This is a genomic window from Neobacillus sp. SM06, from assembly GCF_050496765.1.
Taxonomy (GTDB): domain Bacteria; phylum Bacillota; class Bacilli; order Bacillales; family Cytobacillaceae; genus JAEVLT01.
On the sequence record NZ_JBNWEO010000013.1, the window covers coordinates 314,383 to 335,717 of the forward strand.

General features: G+C 41.5%; 19 protein-coding genes. 10 read left to right on the plus strand and 9 right to left on the minus strand.

Going from position 1 to position 21,335, the window contains the following annotated elements; genetic code table 11:
• Nucleotides 1-140: 140 nt before the first annotated feature.
• Entirely contained in the window at nucleotides 141-2,435 is a 2,295-nt protein-coding gene (locus tag ACQYAD_RS06645; protein ID WP_430236549.1) for a thiamine pyrophosphate-dependent enzyme, read from the minus strand.
• A complete protein-coding gene (locus ACQYAD_RS06650) occupies nucleotides 2,435-3,448 on the minus strand; it encodes a 2-oxoacid:acceptor oxidoreductase family protein (protein WP_430236551.1) in 1,014 nt (337 codons plus the stop codon). The genes ACQYAD_RS06645 and ACQYAD_RS06650 overlap by 1 nt, the downstream gene beginning before the upstream one ends.
• A 284-nt stretch (nucleotides 3,449-3,732) precedes the next feature.
• On the opposite strand from ACQYAD_RS06650, the gene ACQYAD_RS06655 reads away from it, so the two are divergent.
• Nucleotides 3,733-4,041, plus strand: a complete 309-nt coding sequence (locus tag ACQYAD_RS06655) for a hypothetical protein (RefSeq protein ID WP_430236553.1) — start codon at nucleotides 3,733-3,735, stop codon at nucleotides 4,039-4,041.
• Here the strand turns inward: ACQYAD_RS06655 and ACQYAD_RS06660 are convergent.
• The 4 genes from ACQYAD_RS06660 to ACQYAD_RS06675 form a co-directional block, all read right to left on the minus strand.
• A complete protein-coding gene (locus ACQYAD_RS06660; protein WP_430236554.1) occupies nucleotides 4,017-4,736 on the minus strand; it encodes a LutC/YkgG family protein in 720 nt (239 codons plus the stop codon). The genes ACQYAD_RS06655 and ACQYAD_RS06660 overlap by 25 nt on opposite strands.
• The gene (locus ACQYAD_RS06665; protein ID WP_430236555.1) at nucleotides 4,733-6,163 is read right to left on the minus strand and encodes a LutB/LldF family L-lactate oxidation iron-sulfur protein; all 1,431 of its coding nucleotides are present in this window, start codon (nucleotides 6,161-6,163) and stop codon (nucleotides 4,733-4,735) included. Before ACQYAD_RS06665 ends, ACQYAD_RS06660 begins: the two co-directional genes overlap by 4 nt.
• 104 nt (nucleotides 6,164-6,267) lie before the next feature.
• Nucleotides 6,268-6,987: a (Fe-S)-binding protein gene (locus ACQYAD_RS06670; protein ID WP_430236557.1), complete on the minus strand. Its 720-nt coding sequence runs from the start codon at nucleotides 6,985-6,987 to the stop codon at nucleotides 6,268-6,270.
• A gap of 192 nt (nucleotides 6,988-7,179) precedes the next feature.
• The gene (locus ACQYAD_RS06675) at nucleotides 7,180-7,908 is read right to left on the minus strand and encodes a FadR/GntR family transcriptional regulator (protein ID WP_430236558.1); all 729 of its coding nucleotides are present in this window, start codon (nucleotides 7,906-7,908) and stop codon (nucleotides 7,180-7,182) included.
• Nucleotides 7,909-8,188: 280 nt separating this feature from the next.
• On the opposite strand from ACQYAD_RS06675, the gene ACQYAD_RS06680 reads away from it, so the two are divergent.
• Nucleotides 8,189-9,880, plus strand: a complete 1,692-nt coding sequence (locus ACQYAD_RS06680) for an L-lactate permease (protein WP_430236560.1) — start codon at nucleotides 8,189-8,191, stop codon at nucleotides 9,878-9,880.
• 107 nt (nucleotides 9,881-9,987) lie between these two features.
• Nucleotides 9,988-11,724, plus strand: coding sequence for a B12-binding domain-containing radical SAM protein (locus ACQYAD_RS06685; protein ID WP_430236562.1), 1,737 nt, complete (start codon nucleotides 9,988-9,990; stop codon nucleotides 11,722-11,724).
• A 58-nt stretch (nucleotides 11,725-11,782) separates the two neighbouring features.
• Here ACQYAD_RS06685 and ACQYAD_RS06690 read toward each other — a convergent pair whose 3' ends face one another.
• Nucleotides 11,783-13,015 (minus strand): DUF438 domain-containing protein, encoded by a 1,233-nt coding sequence (locus ACQYAD_RS06690; RefSeq protein ID WP_430236563.1) that lies wholly within the window; start codon nucleotides 13,013-13,015, stop codon nucleotides 11,783-11,785.
• A gap of 327 nt (nucleotides 13,016-13,342) precedes the next feature.
• Between ACQYAD_RS06690 and ACQYAD_RS06695 the strand changes: the two genes are divergently transcribed.
• Genes ACQYAD_RS06695 through ACQYAD_RS06710 form a run of 4 tightly spaced genes read left to right on the plus strand, consistent with a single transcriptional unit; the run spans nucleotide 13,343 to nucleotide 17,546 of the window.
• A complete protein-coding gene (locus ACQYAD_RS06695) occupies nucleotides 13,343-14,230 on the plus strand; it encodes a selenium metabolism-associated LysR family transcriptional regulator (protein WP_430236565.1) in 888 nt (295 codons plus the stop codon).
• A gap of 19 nt (nucleotides 14,231-14,249) precedes the next feature.
• Nucleotides 14,250-15,149: a putative selenate ABC transporter substrate-binding protein gene (locus ACQYAD_RS06700; protein WP_430236567.1), complete on the plus strand. Its 900-nt coding sequence runs from the start codon at nucleotides 14,250-14,252 to the stop codon at nucleotides 15,147-15,149.
• 11 nt (nucleotides 15,150-15,160) lie between these two features.
• Nucleotides 15,161-15,943: a phosphonate ABC transporter ATP-binding protein gene (locus ACQYAD_RS06705; protein ID WP_430236568.1), complete on the plus strand. Its 783-nt coding sequence runs from the start codon at nucleotides 15,161-15,163 to the stop codon at nucleotides 15,941-15,943.
• Nucleotides 15,915-17,546 (plus strand): PhnE/PtxC family ABC transporter permease, encoded by a 1,632-nt coding sequence (locus ACQYAD_RS06710; protein WP_430236570.1) that lies wholly within the window; start codon nucleotides 15,915-15,917, stop codon nucleotides 17,544-17,546. Before ACQYAD_RS06705 ends, ACQYAD_RS06710 begins: the two co-directional genes overlap by 29 nt.
• A gap of 21 nt (nucleotides 17,547-17,567) precedes the next feature.
• On the opposite strand, the gene ACQYAD_RS06715 is transcribed toward ACQYAD_RS06710, so the two are convergent.
• Complete coding sequence (locus tag ACQYAD_RS06715) at nucleotides 17,568-17,711, minus strand: hypothetical protein (protein WP_430236572.1); 144 nt, start codon at nucleotides 17,709-17,711, stop codon at nucleotides 17,568-17,570.
• On the minus strand, nucleotides 17,712-17,873 hold the full coding sequence (locus ACQYAD_RS06720; protein ID WP_430236574.1) for a hypothetical protein: 162 nt from the start codon (nucleotides 17,871-17,873) through the stop codon (nucleotides 17,712-17,714).
• Nucleotides 17,874-18,011: 138 nt separating this feature from the next.
• Between ACQYAD_RS06720 and ACQYAD_RS06725 the strand changes: the two genes are divergently transcribed.
• From ACQYAD_RS06725 to ACQYAD_RS06735, 3 genes are all read left to right on the plus strand, one after another.
• Entirely contained in the window at nucleotides 18,012-18,362 is a 351-nt protein-coding gene (locus tag ACQYAD_RS06725) for a DUF3905 domain-containing protein (RefSeq protein WP_430236576.1), read from the plus strand.
• 135 nt (nucleotides 18,363-18,497) lie between these two features.
• Nucleotides 18,498-19,910, plus strand: a complete 1,413-nt coding sequence (gene glcD / locus ACQYAD_RS06730) for a glycolate oxidase subunit GlcD (RefSeq protein WP_430236578.1) — start codon at nucleotides 18,498-18,500, stop codon at nucleotides 19,908-19,910.
• Nucleotides 19,907-21,232 carry a (Fe-S)-binding protein gene (locus tag ACQYAD_RS06735; protein WP_430236580.1) on the plus strand — a complete coding sequence of 442 codons (1,326 nt, stop codon included), beginning with the start codon at nucleotides 19,907-19,909 and terminating at the stop codon, nucleotides 21,230-21,232. The genes glcD and ACQYAD_RS06735 overlap by 4 nt, the downstream gene beginning before the upstream one ends.
• Nucleotides 21,233-21,335 lie beyond the last annotated feature (103 nt).

Genomic DNA, 21,335 nt, shown 5'->3' on the forward strand with positions numbered 1-21,335 from the left:
CTTTCAAACTTGAGCATTCGTTTTCTTTTTTTCAGCGAAAACCTTTCAAACATGAGCATGTTCGCTCAAGAAAGGCTTAATCAAATTATCACAATGTAAAAAAGCAAGGTGGTATACACCTTGCTTTTTTACATGCAGTTTTACAGCATTGGATGGTCGTGTTTAGCTTTCAAACGCTGCCATCTTTTTTCAACTTCTTCTGCAAATTCTTCCAAGAGCGGTTTGTTTTCCTCTTTTAGTAAATGCTTTGTTTTGCCCATATACTTTAACCAATCGGAAAGCGGAATTCGCTTGTTTTTTGTTTCTGGATCATACGTAATCGTTGTAACTCCCTGCTCCACTTCATAAAGCGGGAAGAAGCAAGAATTTACAGCTGCTTCCATAATCGTGCTGCCATACCGATCTTCAGATTTCCAGTTTAATGGGCACGTAATCAGGATTTTGCCGTAAACTGTACCGACGTTTTGCGCATACCACTGCGCTTTAGCACCTTTCTTTACCAAATCCTGCGGGAATGCTTCAGAACCGGTAAAGACATAAGGAATATTGGTTGAGGCCATAATTTGAGCCGTATCCTTATGGTGGAATGCTTTCCCTTTCTGGGTTTTCCCTACTCCCGTTGTGCTTGTCATATGACCGAATGGTGTCGAATAAGACATTTGCGATCCGGTGTTCATATAGCCTTCGTTGTCGTATTCAAGCATGATTAATTTATGTCCGCGAAGCGCTGTACCTATCGCAGAGCCCATGCCAATATCCATGCCGCCGTCGCCGGTTATCATCACAAAGGTTGCATCATCTGATACTTGGATTTCCCCGCGACGCTTTAATTCAAGGAAGGCTTCGACAGTACCAGAAAGCGTTGCAGCACCATTTTGGAACAAGTTATGCATCATTGTTTGCCTGTGGGAGCTGTACGGATACGATGTTGTCGTTACATAGGCACAGCCTGTTTGGAAGAGCGTGACAATATCTCCTTCAATCCCTTTAAAGAACAATTCAAGGCCTGAGAAAATGCCGCAGCCCGGACAAGCGCCATGACCGGACGCCAGTCGTTTCGGCTTCGTTGTTAGAGCACGAAGCGGCGGGATTTTCACTTTTAATTTGTTAGTATCTGGGTCCATTTGGACATCAATTAAACCGGTTTTGTACGCATCTCCATGCTGCGGTTCAATCACTGGTTTAAGAGCTTTTTCCGGATTGCCGGGAACAATCCCGTAATAATCGAATGGCTTTTCAGCATAGCCTTTCTCCGCTGCATCAAGCGCCAATTGGAAGAAGCTTTCGGCATCGCTTGCATAGAAGTCTTTTCCGCCAAGACCGAAAACTCTGCTTAGAACAATGGTTTGGTTTCCCTTTTCGTCTTGAAGGGCAGATTTCACTTCATGTGTTAAGTTTGGACCGCCAGCGCCAAAGGAATCCGCACGCTCACCAACTAAAACGGCTTTAACATTTTTGAGTGCTTCGCGAATTTCTTTTGCCGGGAAAGGCCGGAGAATGTTCGGGCTGATCACACCTGCTTTAATTCCTTGTTCACGAAGTTTGTCTGCGACATCTTTCGCTGATTCTGCTGCCGAGTTTAATAGGAATACTGCCACTTCTGCATCTTCCATATGATATAAGTCAAGAACCGGATATTCTCTTCCTGACAATTTAGCGTACTCCGCTGCTACTTCTTTAAAGACCTCACCAGCAGCGTACATCGCTTCAGATTGCTGATAATGGTTGTTTAGGAGATTGTCTCCATCCATATGCGCACCAATAGTTACCGGTTTTTTCGGATCGCGAATAAAGTTGTATTCTGTATTACATTCGCCAACAAATTGCTGAACAACAGCACGATTTTTGAAAAATTCAACACGCCGTTTTTGATGGGATGTCCAGAAACCGTCATATGCAACAATTACAGGGAGGCGGACTTTTGAGTGTTCGGCAATTTTCAGTGCCATGATATTCATGTCATAGACTGCCTGCGGTGTTTTTGCTGTTAAAATAACCCAGCCAGTATTTAGTGCATAATATAAGTCAGAATGATCCCCCCGAATATCAAGCGGTCCGCTGACAGCCCGAGTAACCAAGTTTAGCACCATTGGGAAACGTGTACCGGACTGAACCGGAAGCTGTTCAAGCATATATAAAAATCCGTTTGCGCTTGTCGCATTAAACACCCTTGCACCTGTTACCGCTGCACCGTAACAAATACCTGCAGAGCCATGTTCACCATCAGCAGCAATCAATTTAATATCATGCTCGCCGCGCGTTTTCATTTGATCTAAGTATTGCGCCACTTCGGTAGAAGGCGTAATCGGAAAATACCCCATAATATGATAGTTAATTTGCGCTGCAGCCATAGCCGCCATTTCATTCCCTGATTCAAACACTGAAATCTGCTCTGCTAGTAAGCTATTATTTAAATTTTCTTCTAACACTGCCATTATGAGATCCCCCCTGCCACATAAGGAAAGTTTTGCTTCACGCGATGTTCTTCAGCATAGCCGATGACTTCCCTCAGATCGCTTAATGCGTCTGTCGGACATGCCTCAACACATTTTAAGCAGCCTTTGCAGTATTGATAGTCGATACCTTTTAAAAACATTTGTTTTCTGCCGCGCTTATCCTCGCCTTCTTCCCAAACAAAGCACATATCCGGGCAAACGTTATCGCAGGCAGCACAGTTAATGCATGCTTCTTGCTTAAACTCAGGCAAGAATCCTTGTCTTGATCCGCTTAAATCTTTTAAAATACTATTCGCCTGGGCAGTAACGACCCCGCCTAGTTCTTGTGTATTGAATCCAAGGAGCGGCAGCGGCCGGGAGAAACTTTTTCCTTCTGCACCTTCCGGGACTTTGTATTCTTTAAACCGAACTTCATTGTAACCGCGGTTGAATGTGCGCAGGTTTGGTTCGACAAGATGCGGGTATTTCTTTTCAAAGGTTTTCCGGATCACGCCTCTCATATTATCGGGATCCAGAAAGTCGCAAATCCGATAAAGCGCCCCAAGCATTGCTGTATTGACCTTCGTTTTCTCTTCAACCGCAATGGTAAGCGCATCCACAATCGCAAGAGTGCCATATTCCAGTTTTAAATCTTTTTTTACATCATCAAAATCACGTGTAGTATTCACGAGAACGATTCCATCTGCATTCAGCCCGCTGACGACATCGATCGTTTTGTATAATGCTTCGTGAAAAACTCCAACCACATGCGGCTGTTCGATAGGACTATGGTCGCGAATCGGAACCCCTGGATCACAAAATCGAATGAAACTTTTTACTGGAGATCCTTTCTTTTCCGAACCGTAGGATGAAAAGTTGGAACCGTTTAAACCGAGTCCTAGTACTGCTGCTTCTGCAAGCATTTTACCAGCCAAATTCGCTCCAAGTCCCCCTATTGATTCAAGGCGGATTTCATAAAATCCAAGGTCATTTTTCTTTGGTAAGACTGACATAATCTCCCTCCCTCTATTCTTAAAGAAATTCCCATAAGAAAACAGGCTGCTCATTTTCATGCAGAATTGAGCATTGCGCGCTTGCTGTCCTTATGTTTTCAGAAATTAAGTTGTATTTTGTAAAATTAACTTCCCTGTCATTATTGTATGGCAACATTTTTTCGTAAGCTGTGACAAATGTTAAACATTTTAAAATATTTTGTAGTACACATTGCTTTCGTTTGATAAAAACGTTATTATATTCGGCTTTATTAATTGAGAATAATTATATAACAGGGAATAAATTGTTATATAACAATCGATACAGCTATGGGGATGAGGAATTCAACGTGATTATGGGCGGATTCGACGTAATTGGAGAGGAATTCAACGCAATTGGAGGCGGATTCGACGTAATTGGAGAGGAATTCGCCGCAATTTTGGGCGGATTCGACGTAATTGGAGAGGAATTCGCCGCAATTTTGGGCGGATTCGACGTATTTCAAGACGGATTCGACCACTTCGCAAGCGAGTGCAGCGGGGCAGTATTAAAAAAGTTCGTCTCCCTTCAAAGAGACGAACCCGATTGTTACAGATCGCTTATCACAATATAAGTAGCCTTTACCGGGCCGTGGACACCAACGACTAAATTTAATTCAATATCGGCTGAGTTGCTTGGACCAGTAATAAAGTTAACACAGGAAGCCACTTTGCCTCCCTGTTTCTCAATCTCGCGCATTTTCTGTGCGGCCTGGGTCATTCTTGGTACAATTGAGCTTTTTGGAACAAGAGCAATATAGGTGGTTGGCAAAAAGCTGACGGTTCTACCGCGGTTTTCATTGCTAAAAAGAACGACGGTTCCTGATTCTGCAAGTGTAATGTCACTAATGGTAATTCCAACATTTGCACGCTCTGCTATTGCAATATTTTCCGATCCACGCTTATAGTCCCATTCATGGACATCAATTGATTCTGCTGGCCATTCCTGTTTCAATAAAGGATCCAGCCCCCATTTGCTAAAGCGCTCATCCCTCCAAGTGATAACCGGCCCGCCACCATACTCTTTTACAACCTCTTTTATCGTTGCCGCCAAGGTTTGCGTATCCGAAATATGAATAGCCGTATGAATGTTTTTGCATTGGTTAATCAGTACTTCCAATAGTTCATCCTGATTAGCATGTTTTAATACTTCATGCTGCGGCTGATGCTTCCATCTAGGCCTTTCAACTGGCTTTGTGATTCGCGAGCGGCCAAGGTTTTTTGCGATTTGATTGAGAAAATTTTCCCGGTTTTGAATCGTACCTGTCATGACTTTTTCTCTCCTTTTTCGCGATTTTTAAACCAGTCTCTAAACCGTTCTTTATTCGGAGCGGGAAAGTCGCGGATTTCCGTCCATGCCTTAAGCGGCCCGGGACCTTTTGAAATTTTCCCTCCATCTGTAAATGGATTCATCGCTGCCGGGGCGATTTTTGAACCTAATTTATATAACATCGGTGAAGCGGCACCAAGACCAAAAGCCTTCATCGCTAATTTTTCCGAAATTGGTGCTTTGCCCTCTTTTTCAACGATGATTTGGCGATGTTTCAACAGTAAATTATGCAGCGGAATCTTAACTGGACAAACTTCAGTACAGGCACCGCACAATGACGAAGCATACGGTAGCTCTTTGTATTCATCATATCCACCAAGCAGCGGGGACAAGACAGCACCGATTGGCCCGGAATAGATCGATCCGTATGAATGACCGCCAACATGACGGTATACTGGACAGACATTAATGCAGGCGGCACAACGGATACATTGAAGAACGGATTGGAATTCACCGCCCAAAATGCTTGAACGGCCATTATCCACAATCACAAGATGAAATTCTTCAGGCCCATCGGCATCCAGCTCTTCCCGAGGTCCGGTAAGAACCGTAATATAGCTCGTTAACTTTTGACCCACCGCGCTTCTTGTTAGTAAACTGACCAGCACCTCCATTTCTTCAAAAGTTGGCACAATTCTTTCCATGCCCATAACCGTTATTTGCGTTTTCGGCAGTGCGGTGACGAGATCGGCGTTTCCTTCGTTCGTTACAAGACTAAACGATCCGGTTTCCGCTACAGCAAAATTACAGCCGGTGATGCCAATATCTGCAGCCAAATATTTTTTTCGTAACGTTTCACGGGCAAACTGTGCCAGTTCTTCAGGTTTTGACGTTTGATCATAACCGAGCTTTTTTGCAAATACATCGCGAATTTGTTCTTTATTTTTGTGCAATGCTGGCACTACAATATGCGACGGCGGGTCATGGTCATCAATTTGCAAAATGTATTCGCCGAGATCGGTTTCAACTACTTCGCATCCTTCTTCTTCCAAAACGGCGTTTAAGCTAATCTCTTCGGTCACCATCGATTTGGATTTCACTATTTTTTTTGCATTTTTCTTTTGAATCACACCGCGAATGTATTCGTTTGCTTCTTCCTTTGTTTGAGCAAAAAAAACGTGGCCGCCTCTCTTGGCAACGTTTTCACTTAATTGTTCTAAATAGTAATCCAAATGGTTGAGGACATGCTGGCGTATTTCTTCCCCATGATTTCGCCACTCTTCCCAGTTGCCGAGTTCCTCTGCAGCATTGCGCCGCTTTACTCCCATACCATCCTGTGCCCCTGCAACAGCTCCCCGCATAAAATCATCATGAATGCCTTTATCAACGCGCTCTTTAAAGGGGTCATTGCCTATTTTCATTGCCATCCGAAAAAACCTCCCTTTCTCCTTAGCCTTCCAGCGAGCTTCAATGCGACCGTCGATTAGAATGACAAAGCTCAACGGTCAATGTTTGTTAAAATTCCACCGCATTACGGTCTACTGTTTAAAACTTCCGCAATATGCAAAACCTTGATCGGCTTTCCTTTACGTTCAATTCGACCTCCAATATTCATCAGGCACCCCGCATCAGCACCAATCAGATATTCCGCGCCAGTTTCTTCGACATGCTGCACTTTTTCATCCACCATTTGTTCAGATATTTGTGCCATTTTCACTGAAAATGTTCCGCCAAAACCGCAGCATTGCTCTTTTCCCGGCAGTTCTGTAAATGTAAGTCCTTTTACATTTTTTAAAAGAAGCATCGGGGCTTCTTTTACGCCGAGCAGCCTTGTCATATGGCATGAAGTATGGTATGTAACACGCCCTTCAAACGTGGCACCTACATCTTCAACCTTTAAAACATCCACTATAAATTGGGTTAGTTCATATGTTTTTGCTGCCAATTTTTTCGCTTTTGGCTCCCATATAGGATCCCCTTTAAATACTTCCGGGTACTCGTGGAACATATAGGCGCAAGATCCGGACGGGGAGACAACATATTCTGCATCGGCAAAAGTATCAATCATCCGCTTCATTGCCTCTTTGGCTTCGTTTACATACCCGCTATTATATGCAGGCTGCCCGCAGCAGACTTGGGATTCAGGGAATTCAATTTCACAGCCAAGGTGTTCAAGTAACTCGACAGTTGCTTTTCCAACATTGCCTTGAAACATATCAACCAAACATGTTGCAAAAAGGGTTACTTTCATCGTTTTCCATCTCCATTAATCGTAAGTTTGCAGTCAACCGGTCATCAGATGACTGAAGAAAAGAGTAGTCAGAAATCTAGAAATCTACTCTTTTTGTTCATTATCCTACTGTTAGAAAGGGTTTTCAATCATTTTTTTTCATCATTCATTTTCATGAAAGAAAACAGGAAGTTCTGCAACCCCCTTGATGCTTTATTTTCTCCTATTTGATTGTTCATAATATTTTGCCAGGATGGCCTCAACATTTTCAAGATGAACCATCATAAAATGGCTTGCCTTTGCCTCATCTTGATCCCGAATCGCTTGGAAAATCAAATCATGTTCATCATACAATTGGTCGATTGTAATTTCGTTCGAATACAGCCATACTCGACGGGTTTCCTTCATTGTGACTGCCATCATTTCAGACACTTGATTCAACAAATTGATTAAAAGTGTATTTTGCGAGCATTTGGCAATTGCCAAATGAAATTTCAAATCGGCTTCTTCCCCAAGTTCCTGATTGCCATGAGCTCGTTTCATATCGTTCAGCGCTTCTTCGATTTCCCCCAGCTGTTCTGCTGTTCTTTTTTTGGCAGCAACAGAGACTGCACCAACTTCGATTATTTTACGCACTTCCAAAAGGTTGGAAATATCTTCTTTATTCATTAAAATTGCTGTAGACAACGGAAAGATAATTTGATCTGTTGAAAATTCTTTAATAAATGTACCTTCCCCTTGCCGCATTTCAATGAGTCCCATTCCCCTTAGCGATGTCAGCGCTTCCCTGATGGCTGAGCGGCCTACTTGAAAGTTTTCCGCAAGCTGCTGCACTGAATCGAGTTTTTGCCCTGGCATTAACTTGCCCGTGCGAATCATTTCATAAATCGCTTCTGTTACTTCCTCATAAATTTTTTTCGGCTTTATTTTTTTATAAATCATTTTTCCAGCCCCTAGTCTATATAACATTTCTTTTTGACAAAATTCTAAAAAAACAAATACTGTAATATTAATCATATAAAGAAAAGTAGCCGCTGCAAAGGATAATTTTTATTTATAATTATCGAAAAACTCTTGTAATTTTTGCAATTCCCCCATATAATTCTCACTAGCAGCACCATTCATCCAGTCATCTGATGACTTCGGAACATTTGTAAGCGGTTACTATTCTAAAAGAAAGGACGCATTTGGGAGAAAAATAAAAAATTAAGGGGGTATTTGTTTGTTTACAGCAAATTCAACTGCAGTAGGCGGGAATCTCGCTCTTACTGCCATCGTTGCACTAATTCCGATTCTCTATTTTTTCTGGGCATTGGCCATTAAACGAATGAAGGGGCATATCGCTGGACTTTCTACTCTATTGATCGCCTTAGTTATTGCCATCATCGCGTACAAAGTACCCGCTGGCATTGCCTTTATGTCGGCAACTCAAGGTGCTGTTTATGGAATTCTGCCAATCGGCTGGATCATTATCGCATCAGTATTTTTGTACAAACTGACTGTTAAGACGGGACAGTTTGATATTATCCGCCATTCGGTACTGTCGATTACCGAGGATCGCAGGCTTCAGGCATTATTAGTCGCCTTTTCATTTGGTGCCTTTTTGGAAGGTGCCGCAGGGTTCGGTGCCCCGGTTGCCATTTCCGCTGCTTTGCTTGTCGGACTTGGATTCAACCCGCTTTATGCAGCAGGTCTTTGCCTGATTGCCAATACAGCGCCCGTTGCCTTTGGCGCAATCGGAACACCAGTTATTGCAATGGAAGGCCCTACTGGCGTTGCGGCAACTGAAATTTCAAAAGTAATTGGCCGCCAGCTGCCGTTTTTATCCGTATTTATTCCATTCTATCTTGTTTTTATTATGGCTGGGTTTAAAAAAACAATGGAAGTGTTGCCAGCTATTATTGTTTCAGGCGTTTCATTTGCAATTACGCAATTTTTATCATCCAACTACTTAGGGCCTGAACTCCCAGATATTCTTTCATCTCTTGTGTCCTTATTCGCTCTAGCAATCTTCTTAAAATTTTGGAAACCAAAATCAATTTTCCGTTTTAAATCTGAGCAGGAAATAGCGGCTACAGTAGCTGCTGAAAGCTCCAGTAATCACCGGGAAACTTACACAGGCGGACAGGTGTTCAAAGCATGGTCTCCTTTCTTGATCTTAACTGGACTTATCTCTTTATGGGGTATTCCTACTATTAAACTGGCATTGACAGGCCATTATGCAGGTACAAACATTGTTTTGAAAGCGGTTAACGTTCTTGGTCAAGCGTTAACGTTTGTTCCTGCTGTGCCGTTTTTAAACAACAAAGTCGCTAATGGCGCCGGGCAGCCTGTGCCTGCAGTTTATAAACTGGAATTGCTTGCAGCGGCAGGAACCGCCATTTTGATTTCAGCTTTGATCACCAAGTATATTGTCTCCATCTCTTGGAAAAATTGGATTGCTACCTTTGGAGAAACGTTAAACGAATTGAAATACCCGGTTATCACAATCGCTTCTGTTGTCGGCTTTGCCTATGTAACAAATGTATCCGGCATGAGCACTTCACTTGGTATGGCGTTAGCAAAAACAGGCTCGGTTCTTTTCCCGTTCTTCTCGCCGTTCCTTGGCTGGCTTGGAGTCTTTATCACCGGTTCGGATACATCGGCCAACGTCCTTTTTGGCAACCTGCAAAAAGTAACGGCGACATCGATTGGAATGGATCCGACTCTCGCCCTTGCAGCAAACTCTTCTGGGGGAGTAACAGGAAAAATGATCTCCCCGCAATCGATTGCCGTTGCTGCTGCGGCCGTTGGACTCGTTGGCCGAGAATCGGAATTGCTTCGCTTTACGATTAAACATAGTATTTTCCTAGTCTTCCTAATCGGCATTCTCGTCTTCTTACAAAACAACATCTTGGCCTTCATGCTGCCATAACATAAAAGCAAAACCCCTGCCAGCTGGCGGGGGTCTATTTTTTTGCCCACCATTCCGCTATAATTAACTGTTGTGTTTAACCTATAAAAGGAGTTTGATTTGTCCGAATGAACGTCATTTGTTCTACTTTGAATGCAAAATATATTCACACGAATCTTGCTATTCGCTACTTAAAGGCATACGCTGCACCCGATTTTGCAATCAAATTAAAAGAATACACAATTAAGGATCCAACTTTAAGCATTGTCTCTGATTTGTACCAGCAGCGCCCTGACGTAATCGGCTTTAGCTGCTACATTTGGAATATTGAAGAAACCATCAAAGTCATCAAAGTGCTAAAAAAAATTGATCCTTCCATCCATATTATCCTCGGTGGACCCGAAGTGACGTACGATACGGCTGAATGGATGGAAAAAGTGCCGGAAGTGGATTTTATCGTCATTGGAGAAGGCGAACAAACGTTTAAACAGCTGCTATCAGCAATCGAATCCGGTCAAAATTTCGCAGAAGTTCCGGGCATTGCTTACCGTGAAAATGGCCAAGTCTTGTTTACACCGCAAATGAACAAGCTTGATTTACGCGATCTTCCATCCCCTTTCCGTTTCCCTGAAGATCTTCCTGACCTCGGCAAGAGGGTGGTTTATATTGAAACGAGCAGAGGCTGTCCTTTCAGCTGCCAGTTCTGTTTATCATCCATCGAGGTCGGTGTCCGCTATTTTGACCGGGAAAAAATTAAGGCAGATATCCGTTATTTAATGGCAAACGGTGCGAAAACTATGAAATTTGTTGACCGGACATTTAATATTAGCCGCAGCTATGCGCTTGAAATGTTCCAATTTTTAATTGATGAACATGTGCCCGGCACTGTTTTCCAATTCGAGATCACAGCCGATATTATGAGGCCGGAAGTAATTGAGTTTCTTAATAACAATGCTCCGAAAGGATTGTTCCGTTTTGAAATCGGCGTTCAATCGACCAATGACTACACGAACCAGCTCGTGCACCGCAAACAAAATTTTTCAAAGCTGACAAGAACGGTTACGATGGTAAAAGAAGGCGGAAAAATTGACCAACATCTCGATTTGATTGCCGGTTTGCCTGAGGAAGACTATCACTCTTTCCGCCATACCTTTAATGACGTTTTTGCATTGCGTCCGGAAGAATTGCAGCTTGGTTTTCTTAAAATGCTGCGGGGCACAGGACTCCGTCTAAGAGCGGCGGAACATGGCTATACCTTTATGGATCATTCTCCATACGAAATCGTTGGCAATAATGTCCTTTCGTTTCACGATATTATTAAAATCAAACAAGTGGAAGATGTATTGGAGAAATATTGGAATGATCACCGAATGGATCATACCGTTGAATACTTAGTAGCAAAAGCATTTCCTTCACCATTTGATTTTTTCCAAGAATTTGGCACGTTTTGGGATAAAGAAGGCTGGGCGCGAATCGGTCATCAGCTGGAAGATTTATACCGCAGGCTGCTGCTGTTTTTAAAAGCAAAATCGATTGCCGATTTCGATGTCATAATGGGCTTAATGAAATACGATTATTTGAAAAACCATAAATATAAGCCACGCAAACCTTGGTGGGAAAGCAATTTGGAGAAAAAACGGAGGAGTGCCTTGTACAGCCAAATTATGAATCAGCCACAGCTTTTAGGCGAAACGTTCAAAAGCCTGAAGCTCGATGAAAAAAGCTTAAACAAACATACAATGCTAGAAGAATTATCGTTTGATCTTGGATTGTACATCAAAACAGGTATTATTAAGAAAAAACAGTCAGTCCTTCTAGCCTACTTTGATCCGGTGAAAGAAAAAACGTTCATCTATTCTATTTAATTGAGTTGAGGGAAGTCCGTAGGAATGGCCTTCCCCACTCACATCCATTCCTAATAAATCAAAAGAGAATTCTTTTTTCATCTGTTATTTTCTGGATGGGAGCAATATTTTGGGTGAATTCTAATGTACCCTCATATTCCCCGTTTTCATCACGTACAGCAAAATAACGAATATAAACATACTTTCCCGCAAATTTAATCCAAAAATCTTCATGATCTTTTTTTCCCGATTTAAAATCTGCCAACAATTGTTCCACAACATGAACGCTTTTCGGTGGATGGCAGTTTTGGACGGTTCTTCCAATCACGGCTTTTGTACGGGCAAAAATCCGCTCTTTTCCATGTGAGAAATAACGGACAACATCATCTTTATCAATAAAAGTAATATCAACTGGTAAATGATTCAACATTAATTCCAATTGTGCTACAGATAAAATTCCCGTTTCAAACCGAATAAAGCCTTTAGCGGCTGCTTCTTCTTTTATTTCTTCACGCTTTGGATTCCATACACTTTCAGGGCCTGCTAAGCAAAAACCTATTTCATCACTTTCTTGCGCTATTTTTAACCATTCATCTTCAGTAAGGGTTTCAAGCGCCATCGGAAACAAGATCTGTTCCTCTCTAAAAATCATATCACTTACTTCCTGGACTGCATAAGAAACAGCATGAATCACTTTTTGCTTTTCTGCACCGTTATCATTTAATAACATTTGCTTTGCTTCTTTGATGGCTTGACGTATACGATCATCCACTCCCCACATCACTTTGGAAGGGCCATTAATGCCGTACTTTTCTAAATAGGGAAAAAGTAAATTTTCCTTGCGGCTATAGTGTTTGTCAATATCGAATAAAAGGTTTAAATCTGAAATCAGTTTGTTTCGATTTTCTACACTTCCATCCTTTTCAAAGCGTTCAAGATGAAGCTTTATTTTAAAATTAACGAGCAAATCGATTTCTTTGTTTTCGAGTTTAAAGGTATGAATAGGGTGCCCTGGTGTTTCTTCCGGCTGATCTGAATGGTGAATCTCATCAATCGAGCCTTTAAAGACAGCTGCATGAACTGAACATAAACGCTGTACTTCCTCAACAGGAATTCCTTCTTCTTCCATAAGCGCATGTTCAAGCTGTGAAATTTCTGCGACACTAATATGTCCAACAGCATTTTCGAACTGTGATTTTACTTCTTCAACACTTTTACCGTTATGCAAATCTTTAATAATTGATTTTAAGAGTGCTTGCCGTTCAGATGGATGTGTTGGCCTTAACTCACGGTTATTAATGATCTCACTCATCGTATTCTCCTCATTTCATAAAAAATAAGATTTTCCCTCGAGAAACAACATTTGAAGAAGTTTCTTAAGATTTATGATAAGCATACTCACTTCCAGCAACTCTAAGTGTGATTGAGTTCACTCTTAAATAAATGAACTTGGTACAATTTTTTGAACTTTCGAATTCCGATCCAAAATTAAAAAATCGTCAAAATTACTTTTCAAAATGCCACAACATACCTATAATAAATATAGGATTCCGACAATAAATGATCGGAATAATTTTTTTGTCTAATGTATAAATTTTTTTTATAAAAAGTATAATTTTTTTAAATAGGAGGGGTGCGAATGAATTTAAAAAAGCTAGAAGCTTTTATGTTTGTTGTTGAGAAGAAAAGTTTTTCGGAAGCTGCCTTTTCTTTAAAAAGCTCCCAACCTGCGTTAAGTTTGAAGATTAAAAGCTTAGAAGATGACCTTGGCGTGAACCTTCTTGAACGCGGACTAGCAGGAGTTCAGCCGACGGCTGCAGGAAAAATTGTGTATCAAGCTGCGAAAGATATTATGAAAAGATGGATTACATTAGAAGACGAACTACATAGCCTTCAAGATGTTCTTTCAGGTACTTTAACCGTCGGAGCAAGTACAATTCCTGGAACCTATCTCCTTCCCCCTTTACTAAAGGAATTTCGACACAAATTTCCTAAAGTTGAGGTAGTTGTCGTTATCGATGACTCAAAAAAAATGATTGAAAAACTGTTGGATCGCCAAATAGATATTGCCATTGTCGGACTTAAGCAGGAATCAAGTAAAATAAAATTTAAACAAGTTGCTTCTGATTCACTAGTTTTGATTACTCCAATCGGTCATCCATTAGTTCAATCAAAGGACCTTAATTTTAACGAAATTCAACGATTTGACTTTGTAGTAAGGGAAGAAGGGTCAGGAACAAGAAAAGTAATGGAGGAATTTCTAATCCAGCAAGGGTATGCTCTTCATGATATAAAAGCAGCTGTATCCATCGGCAGTACAGATGCCGTTATTGCAGCCGTTGAAGCGGGACTGGGTATAAGTTTTATTTCAAAATTGGCAGCTGCAACTGCAACAAAAGCAAACCGGATTGAGATAATTGAACCTGTCATTCCGTTTAGCAGAAATTTTTACTTCGCTGCATTGCCTGAGGAAGAAAACCGCCCGATTATTAAGGCATTTTCCGATATTTTACCGCAAAAAAATTAAATGCAAGGTGGATATATTTATGAAAAAAAGGATTTCATTGCTTATTCTTACATTATTGACATTTGCACTGGCAGCATGTAGCCAAAACAATTTGCCTAACAGCAAAACAACTAAGAATGAAAAAGCAAATGCAGTATTTAAAATCGGAGCAATTCCTGACCAAAATGCAGCAGATTTGGAAAAAGGCATGACCGCAGTAGCCAACTATCTCCAAGAAAAAACAGGCCTGAAGGTTGAATTTGTACCATCAGTAGATTATGCAGCCCTTGTGACCGGTTTCCAGCGCGGCGATATTCACTTAGCATGGTTTGGCGGTTTAACGAGTGTTCAAGCTCGAAACCGCGTACCAGGTGCCCAATCGATTATACAAAGACCTAACGATGCAAAATTTCATTCTGTTTTTATCACCAGAACCGACTCGGGTATTAACTCAATAGCAGATTTAAAAGGGAAATCATTTACCTTTGGCAGCGAAAGTTCAACTTCCGGACACTTAATGCCGCGCTATTATTTATTGGAATCTGGCATAAATCCTGAACAAGATTTTGATGGCAAACCGAACTTCTCCGGTTCGCATGATACCACATACAAGCTTATTGAATCCGGAGCGTTTCAAGCAGGTGCCTTAAATGAAGAAGTATGGCAAAAAGCTGTTAAGGAAGGAAAAGTTAATCCCAAAAAAGTGAAGGTTTTCTATACAACACCAGCTTTTTATGATTACAACTGGACGATCAACAGCAATGTTGATGAAGTTTTCGGAAAAGGGACAAAAGAAAAAGTAAAAGATGCTCTTCTTTCCTATAATGGGGATCAAAAGGAAATCGCAGAGTTATTCCAAACAAACAAATTTATCGAAACGAAGAACGATAACTATGACAAGATTCAGAAAGTCGCAAAAGAACTCAAGATCATCAAGTAGGAGAATAAACAATGCTTTCAGAAATAAAAATTGAAGCGAAAGACATTTCAAAACATTTTGAGCAGAAGCTCGCTTTATCTTCCGCATCTTTTTCCATCCATCAAGGGGAATTGATAGCTCTTATTGGTCCAAGTGGTGCTGGGAAAACTACCCTCCTTAACATCCTTGCAGGGAATCTGCCTGCTGACAGCGGGAAGGTGCTAATTGATCAAAGACCGCTATCTACCTATCGGAACAGGAAGGCATTTGCCAAAAAAATTGGTGTCATACGGCAACAATTTGATCTTATTAAACCAATTGCTGTGATCCATAATGTTTTAGCAGGAAAACTAGCTGATTGGGGATTGCTGAAATCCATTTTTTCCCTACTTTTCCCACAAGAGAAAGAACTTGCACTAAAAGCGCTTGAAAGGGTTGGTCTTACTACAAAGGCATATGAGATCACCTCCACCTTATCGGGAGGCGAACAGCAGCGCGTTGCGGTCGCTCGATTATTGGTGCAAGAACCTGAAATTATCCTTGCAGATGAACCCGTTGCTTCTCTTGACCCGGCAAGGGCTAATGATCTATTAGCCTTATTGACCGGCATTGTTTTAGAACAAAAGCAAACACTGATTGCTAGCCTGCACTCTGTCGAATATGCCCGTAAATACTTTACAAGAATTATTTCTTTAAAAAATGGAGAACTATTCTTTGATTTACCGACAGAGAAGGTAACAGATGGAATGTTAAAGGACCTTTATCAACTAAAAGGAGAAGGAGTAAATGACCATCCCTTTCCTACGTCTTCATAAACGTTTCTTTCTTACCCTTTTGTTGTTTTTGGTTTTTGGTCTTAGTCTTTTATCGGTAAAATGGGATGCTGACCTTGTTCATGCAGGAGGTATCCAAGCAATACGCCAAATCATGGAGGGATTCTTTCATCCCGATTTTTCTCCTGCTATATTGCTGTTGGGGTTAAAATCAGCTTGGACTACTCTATACTATGCGGTTGCAGGGATGACATTAGCTATTATCTATGCATTTATTATTGGAATTTTGGCATCGGGCATACTGACTTCAAACCGCATTGCAAGACTTCTTTCAAAAATTTTTTTCAGAGGTGTCCTGGGCATTACCCGTTCAATTCATGAACTTATTTGGGCTTGGTTGTTTGTGGCGGCAGTCGGTCTTTCCCCATATGCCGCCATTTTTGCTCTGGCAATTCCTTATGGAGGAATTCTCGGACGGATTTTTGCTGATATGTTGAATGATATTCCAAAAGAACCGATAAGGGCATTGGAATCTTCGGGTGCTTCCCGGTTACAAATCCTTTTCTATGGTTATCTTCCTCTCGTTTGGGCTGATATGATCAGCTATGCAATGTATCGGTTTGAATGTGCAATACGCTCAGCAGCGATTATGAGTTTTGTCGGCCTTGGCGGGCTTGGATATCAAATTCAATTAGCGCTTTCTGATTTAAAATATGATCAAGTTTGGACATATATTTACTTATTAATCATCCTTGTATTATGGGTTGATATTTGGAGCCATTTTATTCGTAAAGAACTGAAAGAACAACATTTTCAAAAAAGGCTATATCTCGGGTGGATTTATACACTGCTTCTCTTTCTTCTTATCATTGCTGCATGGGGATCTATTACGATCGGGCAGACCAACGAATTTTTGGCGTTATTTTCTAAAAAAAATGCCGCGAGTGTCAAATCATTTTTTGCTGACATGGTTGGAATAAGAGAAGTTGATAAAGCATTTTTAAGTTGGGAAAGCTGGTCAAATGCGTTGATATTGACATTTCAAACTTTAGAAATGAGTATTATGGCCATTGGTTTTGCAACAATTGCTGCTTTTTTGACAGTTCTTCCCTCTGTCAGAAATATTGCAAACGCAAGTTTAGAAGAATCAAAAAAATGGTATAAGTGGATTTTATATGGACTTATTCGTCTGCTTTTTATTTTTTCACGATCTGTACCTGAATTGATATGGGCAATGATCATCATTTTTATCTTCAAACCCGGTTTACTACCTGGTGCGATCGCACTAGCACTTCATAATTTTGGAATCTTGGGCAAGCTATGGGCTGAAGCAATCGAAGATATGGATTTGGAACCAATTCGAAACTTGTCATCTGTTGGCGCCTCCAAAGGACAAATATTCTTTTACGGAATTTTTCCTGCCGTTTTGCCAAGGTTTCTTACGTATATTTTATACCGTTGGGAAGTGATTATGCGGACAACGATTGTTGTCGGATTTGTCGGTGCTGGCGGACTAGGGATGGAATTCAAGCTGGCAATGAGTTATTTTCAATATACAATGATTACACTTCTGCTTATATGTTATTTGGCTCTTGTTCTTCTGGCAGATTTCGTTTCGGAAAGTACAAGGAAGGCAGCGAAATAAATGGTAAAAGATAAACCGGCATCAAACCGGCTTATCTTTCTTTTTGCTTTTTTTTGTATTGACTTTTTCCATCAATGGAAAATCTAACAACTTCGTACCATTTATATCACCAAATTCAACGCTAAATTCTTCGCGCACATTTGTATCCTTTGCTTTCTTTTTCATTTACGATCTTCCCTTTTTTCCTACTATTGAATTGCGATTAGCTCCTTTAATCGGCTCTTCTCCATTTGCAAATTCAGCTGAAAACTCAGTTTCCTGATTATTTTTGTGAGGTGTTTTTGAATATTTCTCAACCACATTTATTTCCGCTTTTCGCTTTGCCATTTTCCAAAGCCTCCTATTGTATAGTAATAATCTCGATTTTATTTTCACGACAACGCGCCTTTATTATCCATGCCAGTTATTTCTTTTTATAAAAAAACATTGTAATCTACATTCTATAAATAACAGGAGGAATGCAAAGTGAAGCAAAATAAGAAAAATAACCAAGAAAATTTAAGTATTGATGAAACGCTTCCCCATCAAATCAATGCCCCAAGTTTTAAAGAAACCGGCATGAAGATGGAGCCGCCCTTTGTGAACAAATACGGAGTAACAATTGGTGACAGCCGCTATGCATCATCAAATTCCCCTTTAGAGAACTGGTCAAAAGAAACCGATCCGGAAATCATGGCAGGAGATGAATGGGTTCATCCAACCAATGATATCGGCTGGAACACCACAGAAAATCGAGAATTGTTAGAGGAAAAACGGAAACCGCAAGCTAGCCCGTTTATGCATCCAACGAAAGATGTAAGCCATGGCAGTGATTAATTAAATTAGGGCAAAATTATCCGGGGAAACCCGGATTTTTTTTGTCCACATGGATCATTATTCCGGTATAATGGAAGCATGGTTTTCGTTTTCGCACAGCTAAATGTAACCGTATACAAAGAAGGGGGAAAAACCATGCTGCCCACAGCTGCAAAAGAGCAGATCATTTCGATTGTTTCGCGTGAAAATTTTGATGAAAGTAATACAGGTAGATTAGTATATTCCTATGATGCTACTCCGAATTTTCAATCACTCCCAGATGCGGTGGTAAGCCCCCGCAATACAATGGAAGTAGCTGAGATTGTGAAAGTTTGCAATGAACTGCAGATTCCCATTGTTCCACGCGGTTCAGGCACCAACCTTTGCGGCGGAACATGTCCAACCGAAGGCGGAATTGTTCTTCTTTTTAAACATATGAACAAAATCCTTGAAATTGATGAAGAGAACTTAACGATTACCGTTCAGCCCGGCGTCATTACGCTTGATATGATCAATGCCGTAGAAGCAAAAGGCCTCTTTTATCCGCCTGACCCAAGCTCAATGAAAATCTCAACAATCGGCGGCAATATTAATGAAAATTCTGGGGGACTGCGCGGCTTAAAATACGGGGTAACAAGAGATTACGTAATCGCTCTCGAAGTAGTTCTCCCGAATGGCGATGTAATCCGCACTGGCGGTAAACTGGCAAAGGATGTCGCAGGCTACGACTTGACCCGCCTTTTTGTAGGATCAGAAGGAACGCTCTGCATTATAACGGAAGCAACCTTAAAGCTTATTCCGATGCCGGAAACGAAAAAAACAATGCTTGCGCTCTATCAGGATATTGATGCAGCAGCAAGAACCGTTTCAAAGATTATTTCAAATAAAATCATTCCGACAACACTTGAATTTTTGGATCAGCCAACATTGCAAGTGGTTGAAGCCCATGCACAAATTGGTCTCCCTACCGATGTTCAAGCCGTTTTATTAATTGAACAGGACGGACCGCCGGAAGTAGTGGAACGCGATTTAGCCAAAATGGCTGAAGTTTGCAAGCAAGAAAATGCCGTTTCCGTAGAAGTGGCCTCAACAGAAAACGAGGCGGACGCACTAAGAACAGCAAGGAGAACCGCTCTTTCCGCCCTCGCAAGATTAAAGCCGACAACGATTCTTGAAGATGCAACCGTCCCTAGATCGGAAATTGCGAAAATGGTACGAGCAATCAATGAGATCGCAGAAAAGTATAACGTGAAAATCTGTACATTTGGCCATGCAGGCGATGGAAATCTTCATCCAACCTGTCCAACAGACTCGAGAAACCATGATGAAATGGAACGCGTCGAAAAAGCCTTCGCTGAAATTTTCCAAAAAGCGATTGAATTGGGCGGCACGATCACTGGTGAACACGGCGTCGGTGCCATGAAAGCTCCTTATTTGGAATGGAAGCTCGGCAAAGAAGGCATTAATGCCATGAAAGCAATTAAACAATCGTTAGACCCGAACAATATTATGAACCCAGGCAAAGTTTTTGCAAAAGACAGCAGGAAGCGCGTGGTGGTGACAAGATGACAACGGCAAAAGAGCAAGCAAGAATTCAACAGCAATTTAAGGAAAAAATGAATGAAGATGAACTGCTAAATTGTATGCGCTGCGGTTTTTGTCTCCCCACTTGCCCGACATATATCGAGTCCGGCTATCAAGAGTCGCACTCACCTAGGGGAAGAATTGCCTTAATGAAAGCAGTTGTCGATGGGCTTATTGAACCGGATGAAGATTTCGAACGTTCGCTTGAGCTTTGCCTCGGCTGCCGGGCATGTGAACCGGTTTGCCCTTCCGGCGTGAATTATGGTCATCTGTTAGAAGACGCCAGAGATCTGATCAATCAAAATAAAAAGTTTTCCCTGCCGGTCCGTGCCGTGCGGAAAGCAGTCTTTCAAGGTCTTTTTCCGCATCAAAACCGCATGCAAAGCCTTACAGGACTAATTGGCTTTTACCAACGATCCGGCATTCAAACCATCGCACGGAAAATCGGTTTCTTGAGTTTACTTCCGGATAGCCTGGCAACAATGGAAAAAGTTCTGCCACACGTTCCGACGATGAAAGAAATGAAAAATCGGCCGGCACACCTTCCCGCTATTGGCAATCAAAACTATCGGGTCGGTTTTTTTAGCGGCTGTTTGATGGATACTATGTTCATGCCGACGAATGATGCAACCATGAAGCTGCTTCAGCTTGCCGGCTGTGAGATCGTCATTCCAAAAGATCAGGCATGCTGCGGCGCACTGCACGGTCACAGCGGCGAAAAAGCCAGTGCTAAAGACCTTGCAAAGAGAAATATTCAAGCATTTGAAGATCTGGGTGCAGACTTCATTATCACCAATGCCGGCGGCTGCGGTGCTTTCCTGCTTGATTATGATCATTTATTAAAAGATGATCCGATATGGCGGGAACGGGCAAAAGCATTCACCGAAAAAATAAAGGATATTTCAGAAATACTCGTTGCCGTCCGTTTTCACGAAAAAGTCGAGCTCGAAGTTCCCGAACAAGTTGTTACCTATCAAGACTCCTGCCACCTTCGCAATGTGATGAAAACGGCAGCCGCTCCCCGTACGCTGCTGAAAGCGATAAAAGGAGTGGAATACCGGGAAATGAAGGACGCCGACCGGTGCTGCGGCTCAGCAGGCATCTACAATATTGTTGAAACAGAAATGTCAATGAAGATGCTTGATTATAAAATGGTTCAAGCGAAAGATACTTTTGCCTCAACGATCGTAACCGCCAATCCCGGCTGCTTGCTGCAAATGAAGCTGGGAATCGAGCGCGAAGGCTTAACAGCAAAAGCCAGAGCCGTCCATATTGTCGATTTGCTGTTGGAAGCAGTAAAAGCGTAGAAATCAGCCAAATTTAGTTTTTCCAACAATAATTGGATTATCCAATTGCGAAACATTTCCACACATTAAAATTTCCTAACTTCGAAAACTATTCCTACAGAGA

What these genes read in the sequence shown, in the direction of transcription:
- ACQYAD_RS06645 (WP_430236549.1), bottom strand. Translation starts at nt 2,435, where the DNA reads ATGGCAGTGTTAGAAGAAAATTTAAATAATAGCTTACTAGCAGAGCAG.
- ACQYAD_RS06650 (WP_430236551.1), bottom strand. Translation starts at nt 3,448, where the DNA reads ATGTCAGTCTTACCAAAGAAAAATGACCTTGGATTTTATGAAATCCGC.
- ACQYAD_RS06660 (WP_430236554.1), bottom strand. Translation starts at nt 4,736, where the DNA reads ATGACAGGTACGATTCAAAACCGGGAAAATTTTCTCAATCAAATCGCA.
- ACQYAD_RS06665 (WP_430236555.1), bottom strand. Translation starts at nt 6,163, where the DNA reads ATGGCAATGAAAATAGGCAATGACCCCTTTAAAGAGCGCGTTGATAAA.
- ACQYAD_RS06670 (WP_430236557.1), bottom strand. Translation starts at nt 6,987, where the DNA reads ATGAAAGTAACCCTTTTTGCAACATGTTTGGTTGATATGTTTCAAGGC.
- ACQYAD_RS06675 (WP_430236558.1), bottom strand. Translation starts at nt 7,908, where the DNA reads ATGATTTATAAAAAAATAAAGCCGAAAAAAATTTATGAGGAAGTAACA.
- ACQYAD_RS06685 (WP_430236562.1), top strand. Translation starts at nt 9,988, where the DNA reads ATGAACGTCATTTGTTCTACTTTGAATGCAAAATATATTCACACGAAT.
- ACQYAD_RS06690 (WP_430236563.1), bottom strand. Translation starts at nt 13,015, where the DNA reads ATGAGTGAGATCATTAATAACCGTGAGTTAAGGCCAACACATCCATCT.
- ACQYAD_RS06695 (WP_430236565.1), top strand. Translation starts at nt 13,343, where the DNA reads ATGAATTTAAAAAAGCTAGAAGCTTTTATGTTTGTTGTTGAGAAGAAA.
- ACQYAD_RS06700 (WP_430236567.1), top strand. Translation starts at nt 14,250, where the DNA reads ATGAAAAAAAGGATTTCATTGCTTATTCTTACATTATTGACATTTGCA.
- ACQYAD_RS06705 (WP_430236568.1), top strand. Translation starts at nt 15,161, where the DNA reads ATGCTTTCAGAAATAAAAATTGAAGCGAAAGACATTTCAAAACATTTT.
- ACQYAD_RS06710 (WP_430236570.1), top strand. Translation starts at nt 15,915, where the DNA reads ATGACCATCCCTTTCCTACGTCTTCATAAACGTTTCTTTCTTACCCTT.
- ACQYAD_RS06715 (WP_430236572.1), bottom strand. Translation starts at nt 17,711, where the DNA reads ATGAAAAAGAAAGCAAAGGATACAAATGTGCGCGAAGAATTTAGCGTT.
- ACQYAD_RS06720 (WP_430236574.1), bottom strand. Translation starts at nt 17,873, where the DNA reads ATGGCAAAGCGAAAAGCGGAAATAAATGTGGTTGAGAAATATTCAAAA.
- glcD (WP_430236578.1), top strand. Translation starts at nt 18,498, where the DNA reads ATGCTGCCCACAGCTGCAAAAGAGCAGATCATTTCGATTGTTTCGCGT.
- ACQYAD_RS06735 (WP_430236580.1), top strand. Translation starts at nt 19,907, where the DNA reads ATGACAACGGCAAAAGAGCAAGCAAGAATTCAACAGCAATTTAAGGAA.